A 15,603-nucleotide genomic window follows, 5' to 3' on the forward strand; every position below is an offset into this window, starting at 1 on the left:
GCGCCTGATCATGAATGAGGCAACGGCCATCGATAGCGCGCATGCGACACCTCTCGTGTCGCAATCCCCTGCCTGGCGTCTGTCGCTGACGGTCTGGGGCGGCCTGGTGCTTGCCATCCTCGCCTTGTTCTGGCGCGACGCGCTCGGCATTTTCGACGCATGGTGGAATAATTCCATCTATCAGCACTGCCTGCTGGTGCCTCCCATCATCGCCTATCTGGTATGGCAGCGCCGCAGGGAAGTGGCCGCGCTGACGCCGCGCCCGTTCCTGCCCGCTGCGGCCCTGTTGCTGCTGGGCGGTGTCGGCTGGCTGCTGGGCGAGGTCGCGGGCGTGGCGCTCGTGCGTCACACGGCGCTCGTCGGCATGCTGATGGTCAGCGTGCCGCTGGTGCTGGGCCTGACAGTCGCGCGCGGCCTTCTGTTCCCGCTATTCTACGCGATCTTCATGATCCCCTTCGGTGATCAGCTTGTCCCGTTTCTGCAGATGATCACTGCGGAAATGAGCATTTTCTTGCTCGACCTGTTCGAGGTGCCGGCATTCATCGACGGCGTCTTTATCCAGATCCCGACTGGCGCCTTTGAAGTGGCGGAGGCGTGCTCCGGCGTCCGTTTTCTGGTCGCCATGGTGGCGTTCGCCACGCTGGTCGCGCATCTATGCTTCAAGAGCACGTTTCGGCGCATTGCCTGCGTGGTCTGTGCGGTGGCGCTGGCGATCATCGCCAATGGCATTCGTGCGTGGGGCACCATCTATATCGCCCATCTGACCACCCCGGCCTTTGCGAAGGGCGTCGATCACGTCGTCTATGGCTGGTTCTTCTTCGCCATCGTCATGGCGGTCGTGCTGGGGGTGGGCTGGTTCTTCTTCGACCGGCCGGTCGACGATCCGGCCTTCGATCCCGCCCGCCTGCAGCGTGTGGCGCCGCGTGTCCCGGCCCCGCCCGCATTCATGATTGCGGCAATTGCAGGCCTCGTCGCTATCGCTGCGGCACCCGTTTACAGCATGGTAGTGGTAGAGGGGGGCACGGACGATATCGTCGCGCGCGTCGACATGCCGGAGGTGCCTGGCTGGACCAAGGTAGCGCGCAATGGTTCAGACTGGACCCCGCTCTATGACAATTCGGATGCGCAGGCGTGGCAAAGCTATGCCGATGGGGAGGGACGCCGGGTCGACCTTTACATCGCGATCTATGACAGCCAGGGCCCGGATCACGAAATGATCGTCTATGGCAATGGTCTGATCGAACCGGATGGCGACTGGAGCTGGAGCCGCGACATCGCCAATCCCCCCGGCGGCCGTGGTGTGCAATTGCAACGGCGCCCCTGGATTCGCGACGTCTGGCAATATTATCTGATCGGGGACGAATTGATGGGCAGCGACTATGCGGCGAAACTTGCCCTGCTGAAAACGCGGCTCTTCGGCGGACCGGGCCGAGTGGCGACGTTGGTTGTTTCCACGGAGCGAACCGACGCGTCGGATCGAGGGCAGGACGCCATTGCGGATTTCGTCACCGCCATGGGTGTCCCGGACAGCGTCATCGACCAGGCGGCGATTACCGGCTGATGTGCGGCATTGCAGGCGCCTTCGACCGCCGGGACCGGCGCACCCTGCCGCCGCAGGTTCTGGACGCCATGACGGACGCGCTGGAACATCGCGGGCCAGACGGGCGCGGGACGTGGAGCAAGCCGGGCATCGCGCTCGGTCACCGGCGACTTTCCATCATCGATCTGACGCATGCAACGCAGCCCATGCCCAGCATGGACGCCCGCTTCCAGATCGTCTTTAACGGAGAGATCTATAATTTCCGGGAACTGAAGGCGACGCTGGAGGCGGCGGGGCACCAGTTTCGCTATGACAGCGATACCGAAGTGCTGATCGAGGCATATCGCGCCTGGGGACCGGACATGCTGCCGCGCCTGCGCGGCATGTTCGCCTTTGCCATATGGGACGAGGCCGAACGGTCGCTGTTCCTGGCACGCGACCGTTTCGGGGTAAAGCCGCTCTACATGGCGCATCTGGCGGACGGGCGCACCTTGTTCGGCAGCGAGATGAAGGCGCTGCTGGCCTATCCCAACTTGCCCACCGACATCGATCCGCGCGCGGTCGAGGACTATTTTGCCTATGGATATGTCCCCGACGACAAGAGCATCCTGAAGTCGGTCACGAAGCTGCCGCCAGCACATCATGTGACGCTGAAGCAGGGCATGGATGCCCCTACGCCCGTCCGCTATTGGGATCTGGAGTTTCGCCCGAAACACCGCGGATCCTCGGCGCGTCTCGCCGATGAACTCATTCAGCGGCTGGAGGTCGCCGTAGGTAGCCGGATGGTCGCCGACGTCGAAGTGGCGGCCTTTCTGTCCGGCGGCGTCGATTCATCGGCGGTCGTTGCCCTGATGGCGGGCATTTCCGAACGTCAGATCAGAAGCCTGTCCATCGGTTTCGACGAGGGCGGCTTTGACGAGACATCGCATGCGGCGGGGGTTGCCAGGCGTTACGCGACGGAACATCACACGCGGACCGTCACCGCCGATGATTACGGCCTGATCGAGACCCTGGGCCGCGCCTTTGACGAACCCTTCGCGGATGCAAGCGCGGTTCCCACATACCGCGTGTGCGAACTGGCGCGCGAACATGTGAAGGTGGCTTTGTCCGGCGACGGCGCCGACGAGGCGATGGCCGGCTATCGCCGTTACCGCCTGTTCATGAACGAGCAGAAAATCCGTGGCGTGCTGCCAGCCGGGCTGCGGCGCAGCGTCTTTGGCGCCATGGGCCGCGCCTATCCAAAGCTGGATGGCGCGCCGCGTTTCCTGCGCGCCAAAACCACATTGGAGGCGCTCGCCATGGCACCGGGGGAGGCATATTATCACGCCGTCTCCGTCACCTCGGACAATGCGCGTGCCTCCTTATTCTCGGACCGCCTGAAATCATCGCTGGGTGGGTACGAGGCGCGGCATCTTTATGCGGATACCTTTGCCGCGGCGCCGGCATCGAGCGCGCTGGGGGCGGCGCAATATACCGACATCCGCCACTATCTGCCCGGCGACATACTGACGAAGGTGGACAGAACCTCCATGTCTGTGGGGCTTGAGGCGCGCGAGCCGCTGCTGGATCACGAACTGGTCGAATGGATCGCGGGCCTGCCCCCTTCAAAGCGTCTGCAAGGCGGCGAAGGCAAATGGCTGATGAAGCGCAGCCTCAAACGGCACCTGCCGGACGATATTCTCTATCGAAAGAAAATGGGCTTCGTCGTCCCCATCGAACGCTGGTTTCGCGGCGCCCTGGCGGACCGGGTCGCATCGCTCAGCCGTTCATCGCGGGTCGCGGACAGCGGCTGGTTCGACATGCAAAACTTCTCAAAGCTTGCCGCGGATCATCGCAGCGGAAAGGCTGAACACAGCCGCACCTTATGGCAGATGATCATGCTGGAAGAGTCGCTGCGCCGCCTATAATCCACCGCCCTGCTCAACCTGATCGCAGGACCGGCTTTCGCTACATTTCCGGCACTTCGACAGGTGCGGACGATGCAGGCTCGGCATCATTGCCCGCTTCCTCGCCCGGAACGCTGACAGGATTTTCGCCGCCGTCGCCTGTGGCGGCTGGTGCGGCGTCCTGACCCTGCTGAGAGGTGTCGGCGCCCGTTTCCGTTCGCCCGGCCGCCAGGGCGGCCTGATGCGCGCGGGCTATGGCGCTTTGCGCTTCGGGCGACAAATTGCTGGCTTCCGCATCGATGCCCAGCTCCCGCAGCGAATTTGCCGTTTCGCGGGGGACGGTACTCGATGTGGACGTCGTTGATGCGGCTGCCGGGCTGGATACCGGCGAAAGGTTGCTCGCCCTAAGGGAACCGTAAAAATAAATGAAGATGCCGCCGATGACGAAGATCCCGACGCCCAGCCACAGCAGGAGGGCATTGCCGGGAAAGAAATTTCGCGGCTGCCGTTTTCGCATCACCATGGTCTCTGCCTTCCCGCCCCAATTCGGGTGGATCCGTGCTGTGGATCGCTATGCATCAATGTCCCTCAGAATTCGCCGAATCGAAGCAAGAATTAAGCCAATCTGTATAAGCGTTCGGAACCGTTAAGATTTATTCCCGTGCCGTTTAACCTCTCATGAAACCAATTACAAATCTGTCAAGGAAACCGACACTTTTCTCAATATGTTGCGCATACGAAATAAAGTCCATCCGGAGGTGCGTTAAGCCCTAGCCGGGACCGGTCGCGAGCAAGCAGCGCCTGCTTCATGTCCTCCGGCGTCCAGCGGCCGTCGCCCACCATGGCAAGGCAGCCGGTGATTGATCGAATCTGGTGGTGCAGGAAACTTGGCGCCTCCGCATCGACGATGATTCGGTCGCCCTCTCTTCGCACGGCCAGATGCGACATGGTCTTGATGGGGCTTTTCGCTTGGCACTGTGCCGCGCGAAAGGTGGTGAAATCATGTTTGCCGATCAGATGCTGGCTGGCGGCGTGCATGGCGGCCTCGTTTAGCTGTTGCGGCACGCGCCATTCGCGCCCGGTGGTCAGCGTCAGCGGCGCACGGCGATTGCGGATGACGTAGCGATAGGCGCGGGCCCTGCAATCGAACCGCGCATGAAAATCCTCTGGAACCTGGGCGCACTCCAGAATCGCGATGGGATGCGGGCGCAGCTTTGCATTCAGCGCCTCTGACAGGCGGAACGGCGTGAAGTCGCGCTGCAGATCGACATGGGCGACCTGACCCAGCGCATGGACGCCTGAATCGGTGCGGCCACAGCCGAACAGTGTCGGCGTCTCACCCGCAAACTCTCCAAAGGCATCCTCGATCGCCGCCTGCACGGTCGCGCCATGGGCCTGCCGCTGCCAGCCCATGAACGGGCGCCCGTCATATTCAATTGTCAGGCGGTAGCGGGGCACGGATCGATACGCGCGGGCATGGCAAAGCCGTTCAGGAAATCCTTTATGCCGACGGGGCGTTTCCCCGGCCGCTGCACTAGGCGCAGCCGCAGGGCATCGGTGCCACAGGCGATGACACGTCCCTCGTCCAGAACCGTACCTGCTGCACCGCGGTCGGCAACCACTGCGGCCTCCAGCACCTTGATCCGTTCGCCATTGGCGAGGAACCAGGCGCCGGGGGCGGGATTGAACGCCCTCACGGTGCGCTCCACGTCCACGGCATCGCGCGTGAAGTCCAGCTCGGCTTCCGCCTTGTCGATCTTTCGCGCATATGTCGCGCCCTCGTGCGGCTGCGGTTCGGCACGCAGCGCGGCAAGATCGCCAAGCGCCTCGACTGTCAGCTCGGCCCCGACGAGGGCCAGCTCGTCTGTCAGCATCCCTGCCGTCTTTCCCGCGATTTCCACCTGCCGCGTCAACAGCATCGCCCCAGTGTCCAGCCCCGCATCCATCTGCATGATGGTCACGCCCGTCACCCTGTCGCCATCCAGAATGGCGCGCTGCACCGGCGCCGCACCGCGCCAGCGCGGCAATAGAGATGCGTGTATGTTGATACAGCCGTGGCGGGGGGCGTCGAGGATCGCCTGCGGCAGGATCAGGCCATAGGCAGCGACGATGGCCACATCCAGATCCAGCCCTGCAAAGGCGGCCTGCTCCGCCGCCCCCTTCAGGGACTCGGGATGGCGCACCAGCAAGTCCAGTTCCTGCGCCAGTTCATGCACGGCAGAACGCTGCACCTTCTTTCCGCGCCGCGCGGCGCGGGGCGGCTGTGTGTAAACGGCGGCGATGTCATGCCCCGCCGCGTGCAGCTGCCGCAGGGCGGTCGCGGCGAAAGGAGGGGTTCCCATAAAGGCGAGGCGCATGCGCGCGGGCTACGCCGCCGGTGACTGTTGCGCAACCTTTGTCGCGGGCGGGCGGGCCTGCCGATGCCTTGCCCGCCGGGCATCAGAACGGCCGCTTCAATTGGCGCGCTTGTTCACTTTGCGTCCCGCCCTAAATGTACATCATGTCATCTCCTGAAATCGAAGCGCTGACCCAGGCTCTCTCGCGTCTCCCCGGGCTTGGCCCCCGGTCGGCCCGGCGGGCGGTCCTGCACCTGCTGAAAAGGCGAGAGACTGCGTTGAAGCCCTTGCAGGCGGCGTTGCAGGCCGTCGATCTGCGCATGTCCACCTGTTCGATCTGCGGCAATATCGATACGTCCGATCCTTGCCATATCTGTACCGATCACCGCCGCGACGAAACGTTGCTGGCCGTTGTGGAGGAGGTGGCGGACCTGTGGGCGATGGATCGCGCGCGCCTGTTCGCTGGGCGCTACCACGTCCTTGGCGGCAGGCTGTCCGCGCTGGAGGGCGTCGGCCCCGATGATTTGTCGGTGGAACCGCTGCTGGCGCGCGTTCGCGGCGGCGTCGTCAGTGAAGTGGTCCTCGCCATGAACGCCACGATGGAGGGGCAGACCACGCTGCATTATCTTGCCGAACGGCTAGAGGATGCCGGTGTGTCGGTAACCACTCTGGCGCATGGCGTTCCGGTCGGGGGCGAATTGGACTATCTGGATGAGGGCACGATCGCCCAAGCCTTGCGGGCGCGGCGGCCGCTTTCTACATAGGCCGCTATGGCTATTCTTCCTATTGTCGAGACCCCGGATCCCCGCCTGAAGCAGGTGTCGCAGCCCGTCGATGCCGTCACTGACGAGCTGCGCCGTCTGATGGACGATATGCTGGAAACCATGTACGCCGCGCCCGGCATCGGCCTTGCGGCGATACAGGTGGGCGAACCCGTGCGGGTTCTCGTCATAGACCTGCAGGAACTGCCGGAGGGCGAGGAAGACGAGGAAGACGAGGATAAGCGCGTGCGTGCGCCCCTCTATTTCGTGAACCCGGAAATTCTCGAACGGTCGCAGGAAATGACGACCTATAATGAGGGCTGCCTGTCGGTGCCGGAGCAATATGCCGAAATCGACCGCCCCTCCGTCATTCGCGCCCGCTGGCTCGATTATGACGGTAATGCCCACGAACAGGAAATCGACGGGTTCCTCGCCACCGTGCTGCAGCACGAGATGGACCATCTGGAGGGCATCCTCTTCATCGATCATCTGTCCAAGCTGAAGCGCGACATGGTCCTGAAGAAGCTGACGAAGATGCGGAAGCTGGCCGCCTGATCAGACGGCTGCCTCGCGGGCGGTTTCAATTTCCTCCTGTGCGGGAATGACGGCCTCTTGGTATTTGTAGGGAAGCGCACAGCGAACCGCACAGATTAGTGTCCGTGCCGACACGGTGTAGGATAAATCGACCGGAATTGGCTGAAATCTATTTGGAAAATAGGATTTCAAATGAGACTCTTCCGCTCGTTCCTTCTCATCGTCACGTCGGAAAAACCCCCACCTCGCTTTGCGGGCGGGCGCACCGGCCCCCGTATAGGTACGCGCGCGCGTGCGCGCACATGCGCGCTGAGTGTGCGTTTTGTCCGGTTCGCCTGATCGGTGGGGGGTGTCCGGTTTGTGCCGCCGCACCGGCGTCGGCGTGTATCGGCTCGAAAATCGACGGTTGAACTAGCGGCGCAGTTTTCCGGCGATTTCGTCCGCTACGTCCTCAGGCGACCTCAGCTTCGTCTGGTCTTCTCCGGGAAAGGCCTTTGCCCGCATCGCCGTCGCGGTACCGCCCGGATCGACGACATGGGTAAGGACGTCGGCCAGGCCGTCCATCTCTTCGCCATAGCTTTGCACCAGGGTGACCAGCGCCGACTTCGATGCCGCATAGGGTCCCCAAAAGGCGCGCGGCGTCTTTGCGACAGAGGATGTGATCGCAACCACATCCGCCTTTGGCGCGGCGCGAAGCAGTGGATCGAACGCCTTCAGCAGGCGAAAATTGGCGGTGACGTTCAGTTTGAACAGCGTCTCGAACTCGTCGGGATCGCTATGGGGCAGGGGCCCAAGGTCGCCCAGCATGGCCGCGTTCAGGATCAGGGCGTCCAGCCAGCCCCAGCGGCCGGCAACGGCCTGCGCCAACCTGTCCACAGCCTCGAAATCCGACAGGTCGAACGGCGCAAGCGTCGCGGTACCCCCGGCGGCGTGGATCTCGTCCTCGACTTCTTCCAAACCGCCTTCGGTGCGGGCGGTCAGGAGAACATGATAACCCTGTGCCGCCAGATGTTTTGCAGTGGCGGCGCCAATGCCGCGGGACGCACCGGTGACGAGCGCGAGAGCCTGGGGAGACGCGCCAGTCATTCCGCGGCCTGCGCTGCCAGCAGGCTGAACTGGTCCGGTCCCGCTTCATCCTCCTGATCGGTCAGGCTGGTGGGATAGGCGCCGGTGAAACAAGCGTCGCAAAATTGCGGCTTGGTATCATCGCGCGATGCAAGGCCGAGCGCGCGGTAAAGGCCGTCGACAGTGATGAACGACAGGCTGTCCGCCTTGATGAAGGCGCGCATCCGTTCGATGTCCATCTGCGCCGCCAGCAATTTGGAACGATCCGGCGTATCGACGCCATAGAAGCAGGGATTGCGCGTCGGCGGGCTCGCAATGCGCATGTGCACCTCCTTTGCCCCGGCATCGCGCATCATCTGCACGATCTTCAGGCTGGTGGTGCCGCGCACGATACTGTCATCGATCAGGACGACGCGCTTGCCCTCGACGACGCCGCGATTGGCATTGTGTTTCAGCTTCACCGACAGGTCGCGAATGCCCTGACCCGGCTGAATGAAGGTGCGACCGACATAATGGGATCGGATGATACCCTGTTCGAAGGGGATACCCGCTTCCTGTGCAAACCCCAGCGCGGCGGGGTTGCCGCTGTCCGGGACGGGAACGACGACATCGGCGTCGACCGGACTTTCCTTCGCCAGCTCGGACCCGATGTTCTTCCTGACCGCATAGACGCTGTTGCCGTCCAGCGTGCTGTCGGGCCGCGAGAAATAGACATGTTCGAAAATACACGGACGTGGGGCGTGATCGCCAAAGGGGCGCAGGGACCGGATGCCCTTTTCGCCGATCACAAGCAGCTCGCCGGGATCGACCTGGCGGATGAAGGTCGCGCCAACGATGTCCAGCGCCACCGTTTCGGATGCCACGATATAGGTTTCTTCCAGCTTGCCCAGAACCAGCGGGCGGATGCCCAGCGGGTCGCGACAGGCGATCAGTCCTTCCGGCGTCAGACAGGCAAGGCTGTAGGCGCCTTCCACCTGCTTCAGCGCGTCGATGATGCGGTCGAGAAGCGGCCGATACGCCGATGTCGCGACCAGGTGGATCAGAACCTCCGTGTCGCTGGTCGACTGGAAGATGGAGCCGCGCTTGTTCAGCGCCTTCCTAAGGTGCAGCGCGTTGGAGATATTGCCGTTATGCGCCACCGCGAAGCCACCCGAAGACAGTTCGGCGAACAGGGGCTGCACATTGCGCATGGCCGTCTCGCCCGTTGTCGAATAACGCACATGACCGATGGCGGCATGGCCGGGCAATTGCCGGATCGCTTCCTCCGAATCGAAATTGCCGGCGACGTGACCCATTTCCCGCTTGGTATAGAACAGCGTACCGTCCCAGCTGGAAATGCCCGCCGCCTCCTGCCCGCGATGCTGCAGCGCATGCAGGCCCAGCGCGGTCAGCGCCGCGGCCCCCTCGGCGCCATATACGCCGAATACGCCGCACTCCTCGCGCAGCTTGTCGTCGTCGAAAGGATTGGTTGTGAGCATGAACAGAGGTTCCGGACGGCTGCGGAGTAGCCCGCATATAGGCGCGTCGCATGCGAATGTCACCAAAGGGACTGCCATGCGTTGGGCGCATGGTAGCGCGGGGGTTGAAAATAGTGCCAAGCGTTTGATGAATATAGAGAACCGCCTCCCTTGGCGCTTATCCTTCCGACATTTAAATGTCGGAAGTTCCGACATTGGCGTGGGGAGCGCCGATTTTTTTGCTGCCGGTCATTCTTTTTTGGCGGTGAGGGCGGCGGTTCTTCGTGCTGCATCGGCCGTCAGTTCGGCGTGGTTCTTGAGCGCGGTGATGCGGCTGCGCGCGGCGGCGGGGATCGTCGTCGGCATGTAGGTTTTCAGGATATCGGTCACGTCGTCGAGGGAGTGGCCGGTGGTGGCGCTGATCCCCGGAACGTTGACGCCCAGGCGGTGCAGATGCACCACGGCGCTGCGCCGATAGTCGCGATATTGAATGCCGGTCAGGTCGGTCGCCAGGTCGCTGTCCCCCGACCGTATCGCGCGCTGCGCAGCGGCAATCCGGGTCGTTCTGAACAATTCCTGGAAGCGCCAGCGGTCATACATCAGCCCGGTGCGCCAGTCGCGGATCAGGAGGGTGCTTCCCGCCTGCCTAGCTTCCTGTGCCGCCATTTCGATGCGGATGCGGGCCTCTCCATCGACGGGGATGCACACCCAGGCCTCCGTCTTTTCCTGACGGATTTCGAAACCGCGCACATCCTCGTGCCCCTCGCACAATATGGCATAGTCGGCATCCGAGACGTCGGTCAGTTCATAGCGATGGATGATGCGCCATTTGCTGAGGGACATGCGGCGCACGTCTCCGGGGCGCTGGCCCAGCTTTTCGGCGATCATGCAGGCAAGGGCCATGCCCTTCTCTCCCAGCGCATCGAATTCATTGACCAGCGCATCATGGGCGGCATGGGAAATGAGCGTGCGGCGCGGGCGCGGTTTCGAGATACGCGCCTTCGCCGCCGGATTTCTGTCGATCCATCCCAGCACCTCCTGCGCATAGGTGAACAGGGTGCGCAGATCCTTGACGGTGTTGAAGGCGCGCGTGTGGCGCACCACGCCGTTCTTGTCCGGTGTGAGCAGCAGCGCCACAAGTTTCTTTACCTGGCGGTTGTCGATGGCGCTGATCGCGACGTCGCCCGCCCATGCCTCGATATAGGACCAGCTATATTTATAGGCCTCGATCGTGTTCGGTTTCAGGAAGGTGCCCGGACTGCGCACCGATGGATAGCCGGCGTCCACGAAATGGTTCCAGACGTCGCGCAGCGTGTGGCGGCGCGCGGCGGCGCGTACCTGCGGCAGGGTCAAATTGCCCTCCTGCCACGCGTCGACCTTCTCGTTCAGGCGCTTCGCCTCTGCGCAGGCACCCTCGAAATCCTTGCCGAGCGCGCGGCTTTGCCAGCCATGCTGCCGCATCGAGCGGCTGGGTTCCCAGAAATAATTGACCGTGCCGTCCTTGTTCGGCTTTGGCCGCAGGCGCGGGATGGTGATTTTCATTCAGCGGCTCCCCTGTGGGCCAATTTGCGGTAGGCGGCGGCGTCGCGGGCGTCGACGGGGCGGCGCGGGCGGGGCGGTTCGGGCAGGCTGGTGCCGTCTTTCAGGGTTTCGGCGGCGCGGGCGATGCGGCGCAGGCGCGGCAGCATGTCCTCCGCCAGCGCGCGGCGCAGGCGCTCCAGCTCCTCATCGGTGACGCGGCGGCGGCTGCCGTCCTGCACGATGCGCTGCACGTCGCGTAAGCCCAGGCCGGTCAGCTGCGCCACGCCGGCGGCGCCGATCAGGTCGCGCGCGGCGCGGACCGTATCGATGCGGGCGGCGTTGTTAGGGGCAGTGCGGGAAGGCATGGCGGGGGGTCCATGGATAGGGCTTTAGTTCAGGCGGCGGGGCTCGTCGTCCGTGTCAGCGGCTTTTGTCAGGTCGATGGCTGTATTGATCATGTTGGTGCACCAGGGCAGCAAGTCTTCCTTCGGGATGCCGAACCGGGCCTCCATATCGATGGCCCAACGGTGCGGGTTCGTACCCCGCGACATCACCGGCCCGGTATATCCCTCATCATCCATCCAAAACTGCGATGCATAAACTTTCTCGTCGGCCATCCTGAACGCCTTTCCTGTGATCAATCGTTAAAATCGGGCTCGCCCTCATCATAGGCGCCATCCTGGCGGTACGCATAGGCATCGGGATCATATTCGCGATCATGGCAGTCGGGGCACAGATCGGCATCGTCGACGTGCAGCGGCTCGCCGCATTCATCGCACAGGGGGAAGTCGTCGAAATCTTCGGGGGTCATCTATTTGCCCTCCTTCTTGGGCAGGGGCGGCAGGTCTAGGTTTGCATCCCACATCGCCCGGTAAACCCAGTACGAGGGGTTGTGGCCGAGGCGCGCGCCTAGCCAGACGATCCGGTAGGCGAGCCGAATGTGCAGCATTCCCAGCCATGCCAGTGCCCGGTCCATAAATGTTTCCGAATTCATGACGATTGCTCCTCTGTGGGGAGGGGTGGGAGAGGCATCCAGTGCGAAACAAGATTGCTGACACCCCAAATATCATTCAGAGGCTCGTCGGCAAATAACCACCAGTCTCCATCCCACTTTGCTGGGAACGGGTATTTCCACAGCGGGGAAACGCTGGTTATCAGGATGATGCTGCCATCTTTCGGCGCGTCCTCTATCGGCCTCCATCCACTGACTTGTTCGGCTGCGAGGGCTACGGGTTCATATTTATTCCTAGCAGTGTCGTACCCCGCCATGATCGCGTTGCAGAACCAGCCGAGCGCATCGTCCAGTTCGACCGATGGGAAGCGGTGGCAGAAAGCCTTTGCCCACTTCATTCCATCTATGTCGTCGTGTGCTGGAACTTCAACCTGTTCATCCGTCACCATGTCACCACTCCAATCGGCGCCGGCCAGCAGGGCAAGGCGGACACGCTTGCCGGAGGGGCGTTCGTCGACGTGCTGGCCGGTGTGGGTGTCGAGGGTGCCGGAGGTGGTGCTGATGTAGCGGGCCATCTTTCGGCGGCGGCGCTGTTCGGCGGCGATGCGGGCGCTTTCGTCGCCGTCCATGGCGGACAGGCCGTCCTGCCAGTCGTCGTTCGGATCGGGTGTGCGGGGCGTCTGGGGCATTATGCGGCTTCCTCTCTCTGGGCGCGATTTTGGCTGTTCCCGGTCGCGGCTTCATGGGCGGCGATCAGGGCGTCGCCGCGCGCGAACCATTGGCGGAACGCGACGCGGAAAAAGGCGGTGCGGACGCGGAGCCAGTCGCGCTCCGTCGCGTGGGTGGTGAGCCAGCGGCGCGCCGGGGCGCCGAAGCGGGCGCCGCAGGAACCCTCGGGCAGGTCGGCGCTGGTCCTGATCGTCTCGTCATCGGGGATCATGGCGCGCATCACGGCCTCGTCGGCCGTGCCGAGGCGGGCGAACAGCCACCAGTGCACCCCCTGCATGGCGTCGAGCCGTTCGCGCGCGGTGGCTGCGGTCATGCTGCCGCCCTCTACCAGGCGGGCATAGCCGCGGCGTTTCTGCGTGAGCGCGCGGCGCGCCCAGTCGACGCGCTGTGTCCAGGTGGAGCCGCAGGCGGCAAGGTCGATGGTGTCGCCGTCGGGATCGAGGCGCTGCAGCAATGTGCCGATGATATCGGTGTCGCGCTCCACCGCCTCTGCCGTTGTGCGGCCGAGCGAAATATCGCGGTCGCGATGTTTCAGCGCATAGCTGCGTTCATGGCCGAGTTCGTCGCGCATCGCGCGCGCCGTGACGCGCCAGGGCAGGGTCCGCGCCTTGGGCATCGCCCAATCCCAGTCCCAGGTGGGGAGGGTCACTGGTTGTCGTCCGAAGCAGGGGAAATCAGAAAGCCCGCGCGGTATGCATTGACGAGGGCGGCAACAAAGCGGGCCGTCGCGCGCGCTTCGGCTTTTGTGACGGAGTTGCCATCGAAACCCATCCAGTTGATGATTTCGCTGTCGTCGGCGTTTTTCACACATACCGTGTCGGCCTGCCCGGCGTGCCGCCAGACCTTCGCTGTCCATTTGCCAGCGGGGGCTTCCGCGTCGAGGCGTTCCAGCTCGCGGGCGGCAACCGTCGCTTTGCTCATCGCCATCAGTCGGGCCATTCGTCGGGGAGCAGGCGGTAGGTGGTGCCGCGCACGATGGCGGTGCCGGTGCGGCGCAGGGTGGTGACGGCAACCACGACATGATCGGGGGAGATGCCGGCGGCGGCGGCGAGGTCCTCGACGCTGACCGGGGCGCCGTTCGCGGCGGCGAGCGCCTCGTACAGGCGCGTTTTCGTGGGCTTTTCCAGCGGCGTGGCCGGGCCGGTGCTGCCGTGCGGCCCGTCCCCGTCCTGTACCGCCAGTTCGGGGTGGATCAGGCGGCTATGGGGGAAGCGCCAGCTGGTCATGACAGCAACAGCGCCAGCAGCAGCGCGAGCCCGGCGATCCCGATGCCGATGCGGCCCATGCGCAGGCGGCGTAGGCGGGTGTCGTCGGGGTGGGGGTGATGGTGGGGTTTTGAGAGGGTCATGTGTCCATGCCCGCAAAGCGTTCCGCCGCGACGTCTTCGTCCCAGTCGTAATTGTCCGCGTTGATGGCGGTGGCGACGGGCTGCTGTTCGACGTGTACGCGCAGCTGGTCGCCGCAGTTTTCGCAGAGCAAATAATCTGCGCCTGCGTCCTCATCTTCAATATCGTGATTGAAGTCCTGATAGCAGGACGGGCAGGTAAACCGGTCGTCGAACCCGGCATTGCCGCAGCTGTCCGAGTTGCGGCACCGCTCCTTCGCCGGGGCGCTCATCCTGCCAGCCTTTCGGCGAGGCGGCGTTCGCCCTCGGCGAGGGCGGCGGTGTCCTGGGGGGTTGCCGCCGGGGGGGCGGCGGCGGTCGCACCGCCGGGATCGCCACCGTCGCGGAAGCGGGCCAGCCATGCCTCGTACGCGTCGCGCGGCCAGCGGCTGGTGTGGTGGACGTCGCGGGTCGTCAGGCGGGCTTCGCCGCCACCGCGCACCAGGCGCGGCAGCGGCAGGGGGAAGCCTTCGTGGGCGCACAGCCCCTCTATGTAGCGGACTGCCTTCGCCGTGCTGCATTTTGGCGTGCCGGGGACGCGCTGGTCGCCCAGCAGGTCCATCTTGATGGCGCCGAAAGAGATGGTGCGCTGGCCGATGCCGCCAGTGCCGTCGGCGGCCTGTGTCAGGCGCTGGAACAGGGTTGCCGGGGTTTCCCGGCCTTCGGTGGGGGTGGTGCCGCGTCCGGGGGCCGCGCGGAAGGCGCGGGCCGGAACGGGTAATGCGTGGACGTTGGTCATGCTAGCCTCCGTTAGTTCGGAGGCCCAAATTTCACAAAAAATGTTAAATCGTCAAGTCGGAAATAACATTAAATGAAAATGACAGGAACGTTAGGCGAACAGAAATGCGGTGAGTTGAGTGATTTTCAGACGAACGGTGCCCTCCCGCGCCCGCGAGGCGGACGGAGGTCGTGGGAAAGGCGGGGGAAGCAGGCGGTTCGCGGCACACGTTTCCGGGATTGCCCGGCTTAGGCGGCGTCGGCGTCCTGTTGGTCCGCGTCGCGGCCATTGCCCTGGCCGTCGATATTTTCCGCGATGACCAGCAGATTGCTGCGCGTGCGGCCGTCCATCTGGCGGTAGCGGCGCAGCAGGCGCACTTCATCGGGCGATCTGGGGCCGTTGGGGTTGTCGGCGGGCGACAGCAGGTCGACGGGCGCCATCTCCAGCGCCTCGGCGATCTGGCGCGCATGCGACATTTTCAGTTCCGAGCCGCCGGTTTCCAGGCGGTGCAGCGTCTGCATGTGCATGCCGGTCTTTTCCGCCAATTGTTCCAGCGTCAGGCCCAGCGCCAGGCGCACTTCCCTGATGCGGTTCGGGCAGTCTTCGGGCTTCGTCCATGCGCTCATGGGGCGAATAGGTATTACATTTCCCGTCATATCCGAATTCCACTTTCCGAAATTGGTGCTTGCCCATTTTTAACAAAAAAAGTTAAAACCACAA

At 63.8% G+C, this 15,603-nt stretch carries 22 protein-coding genes; 4 read left to right on the forward strand and 18 right to left on the reverse strand.

Annotated elements, in window-relative coordinates; translation table 11 throughout:
* The first annotated feature begins 10 nt into the window (after positions 1–10).
* Positions 11–1,561 (forward strand): exosortase A, encoded by a 1,551-nt coding sequence (xrtA, locus tag ACSMXM_RS01130; protein WP_460313217.1) that lies wholly within the window; start codon positions 11–13, stop codon positions 1,559–1,561.
* A complete protein-coding gene (locus ACSMXM_RS01135) occupies positions 1,561–3,447 on the forward strand; it encodes an XrtA/PEP-CTERM system amidotransferase (protein ID WP_460313219.1) in 1,887 nt (628 codons plus the stop codon). The genes xrtA and ACSMXM_RS01135 overlap by 1 nt, the downstream gene beginning before the upstream one ends.
* 40 nt (positions 3,448–3,487) lie before the next feature.
* On the opposite strand, the gene ACSMXM_RS01140 is transcribed toward ACSMXM_RS01135, so the two are convergent.
* The 3 genes from ACSMXM_RS01140 to fmt all read right to left on the reverse strand — a co-directional run bounded on the left by ACSMXM_RS01140 (position 3,488) and on the right by fmt (position 5,783).
* Positions 3,488–3,949: a hypothetical protein gene (locus ACSMXM_RS01140; protein WP_460313221.1), complete on the reverse strand. Its 462-nt coding sequence runs from the start codon at positions 3,947–3,949 to the stop codon at positions 3,488–3,490.
* A gap of 197 nt (positions 3,950–4,146) precedes the next feature.
* Positions 4,147–4,884, reverse strand: coding sequence for a tRNA pseudouridine(38-40) synthase TruA (gene truA, locus ACSMXM_RS01145; protein WP_460313222.1), 738 nt, complete (start codon positions 4,882–4,884; stop codon positions 4,147–4,149).
* On the reverse strand, positions 4,866–5,783 hold the full coding sequence (fmt, locus tag ACSMXM_RS01150; RefSeq protein WP_460313224.1) for a methionyl-tRNA formyltransferase: 918 nt from the start codon (positions 5,781–5,783) through the stop codon (positions 4,866–4,868). The genes truA and fmt overlap by 19 nt, the downstream gene beginning before the upstream one ends.
* Positions 5,784–5,926: 143 nt before the next feature.
* Between fmt and recR the strand changes: the two genes are divergently transcribed.
* Positions 5,927–6,526 carry a recombination mediator RecR gene (gene recR, locus ACSMXM_RS01155; RefSeq protein WP_460313226.1) on the forward strand — a complete coding sequence of 200 codons (600 nt, stop codon included), beginning with the start codon at positions 5,927–5,929 and terminating at the stop codon, positions 6,524–6,526.
* Between the two features lie 6 nt (positions 6,527–6,532).
* On the forward strand, positions 6,533–7,078 hold the full coding sequence (gene def / locus ACSMXM_RS01160) for a peptide deformylase (RefSeq protein ID WP_460313227.1): 546 nt from the start codon (positions 6,533–6,535) through the stop codon (positions 7,076–7,078).
* 390 nt (positions 7,079–7,468) lie between these two features.
* On the opposite strand, the gene ACSMXM_RS01165 is transcribed toward def, so the two are convergent.
* From ACSMXM_RS01165 to ACSMXM_RS01235, 15 genes are all read right to left on the reverse strand, one after another.
* Positions 7,469–8,143 (reverse strand): SDR family NAD(P)-dependent oxidoreductase, encoded by a 675-nt coding sequence (locus tag ACSMXM_RS01165; protein WP_460313229.1) that lies wholly within the window; start codon positions 8,141–8,143, stop codon positions 7,469–7,471.
* Entirely contained in the window at positions 8,140–9,600 is a 1,461-nt protein-coding gene (gene purF, locus ACSMXM_RS01170; protein ID WP_460313230.1) for an amidophosphoribosyltransferase, read from the reverse strand. Before purF ends, ACSMXM_RS01165 begins: the two co-directional genes overlap by 4 nt.
* Positions 9,601–9,828: 228 nt before the next feature.
* Positions 9,829–11,121 carry a hypothetical protein gene (locus ACSMXM_RS01175; RefSeq protein ID WP_460313231.1) on the reverse strand — a complete coding sequence of 431 codons (1,293 nt, stop codon included), beginning with the start codon at positions 11,119–11,121 and terminating at the stop codon, positions 9,829–9,831.
* Positions 11,118–11,465: a hypothetical protein gene (locus tag ACSMXM_RS01180; protein WP_460313233.1), complete on the reverse strand. Its 348-nt coding sequence runs from the start codon at positions 11,463–11,465 to the stop codon at positions 11,118–11,120. Before ACSMXM_RS01180 ends, ACSMXM_RS01175 begins: the two co-directional genes overlap by 4 nt.
* 24 nt (positions 11,466–11,489) lie before the next feature.
* Positions 11,490–11,717, reverse strand: a complete 228-nt coding sequence (locus tag ACSMXM_RS01185) for a hypothetical protein (RefSeq protein WP_460313235.1) — start codon at positions 11,715–11,717, stop codon at positions 11,490–11,492.
* A 20-nt stretch (positions 11,718–11,737) separates the two neighbouring features.
* Positions 11,738–11,911, reverse strand: a complete 174-nt coding sequence (locus tag ACSMXM_RS01190) for a hypothetical protein (protein ID WP_460313236.1) — start codon at positions 11,909–11,911, stop codon at positions 11,738–11,740.
* Positions 11,912–12,094 (reverse strand): hypothetical protein, encoded by a 183-nt coding sequence (locus ACSMXM_RS01195; RefSeq protein ID WP_460313238.1) that lies wholly within the window; start codon positions 12,092–12,094, stop codon positions 11,912–11,914. It lies immediately after the preceding gene.
* Complete coding sequence (locus ACSMXM_RS01200) at positions 12,091–12,741, reverse strand: hypothetical protein (RefSeq protein WP_460313240.1); 651 nt, start codon at positions 12,739–12,741, stop codon at positions 12,091–12,093. Before ACSMXM_RS01200 ends, ACSMXM_RS01195 begins: the two co-directional genes overlap by 4 nt.
* Entirely contained in the window at positions 12,741–13,430 is a 690-nt protein-coding gene (locus ACSMXM_RS01205; protein ID WP_460313242.1) for a hypothetical protein, read from the reverse strand. The genes ACSMXM_RS01200 and ACSMXM_RS01205 overlap by 1 nt, the downstream gene beginning before the upstream one ends.
* The gene (locus ACSMXM_RS01210) at positions 13,427–13,708 is read right to left on the reverse strand and encodes a hypothetical protein (protein WP_460313244.1); all 282 of its coding nucleotides are present in this window, start codon (positions 13,706–13,708) and stop codon (positions 13,427–13,429) included. The genes ACSMXM_RS01205 and ACSMXM_RS01210 overlap by 4 nt, the downstream gene beginning before the upstream one ends.
* Complete coding sequence (locus tag ACSMXM_RS01215) at positions 13,708–14,007, reverse strand: hypothetical protein (protein ID WP_460313246.1); 300 nt, start codon at positions 14,005–14,007, stop codon at positions 13,708–13,710. The genes ACSMXM_RS01210 and ACSMXM_RS01215 overlap by 1 nt, the downstream gene beginning before the upstream one ends.
* Positions 14,004–14,129 (reverse strand): hypothetical protein, encoded by a 126-nt coding sequence (locus ACSMXM_RS01220; protein WP_460313248.1) that lies wholly within the window; start codon positions 14,127–14,129, stop codon positions 14,004–14,006. The genes ACSMXM_RS01215 and ACSMXM_RS01220 overlap by 4 nt, the downstream gene beginning before the upstream one ends.
* On the reverse strand, positions 14,126–14,398 hold the full coding sequence (locus ACSMXM_RS01225) for a hypothetical protein (protein WP_460313250.1): 273 nt from the start codon (positions 14,396–14,398) through the stop codon (positions 14,126–14,128). The genes ACSMXM_RS01220 and ACSMXM_RS01225 overlap by 4 nt, the downstream gene beginning before the upstream one ends.
* Positions 14,395–14,904 (reverse strand): hypothetical protein, encoded by a 510-nt coding sequence (locus ACSMXM_RS01230; protein ID WP_460313251.1) that lies wholly within the window; start codon positions 14,902–14,904, stop codon positions 14,395–14,397. The genes ACSMXM_RS01225 and ACSMXM_RS01230 overlap by 4 nt, the downstream gene beginning before the upstream one ends.
* A 227-nt stretch (positions 14,905–15,131) precedes the next feature.
* Positions 15,132–15,539: a helix-turn-helix domain-containing protein gene (locus ACSMXM_RS01235; protein WP_460313253.1), complete on the reverse strand. Its 408-nt coding sequence runs from the start codon at positions 15,537–15,539 to the stop codon at positions 15,132–15,134.
* Positions 15,540–15,603: the final 64 nt, after the last annotated feature.

The organism is Pacificimonas sp. ICDLI1SI03, from assembly GCF_054740865.1.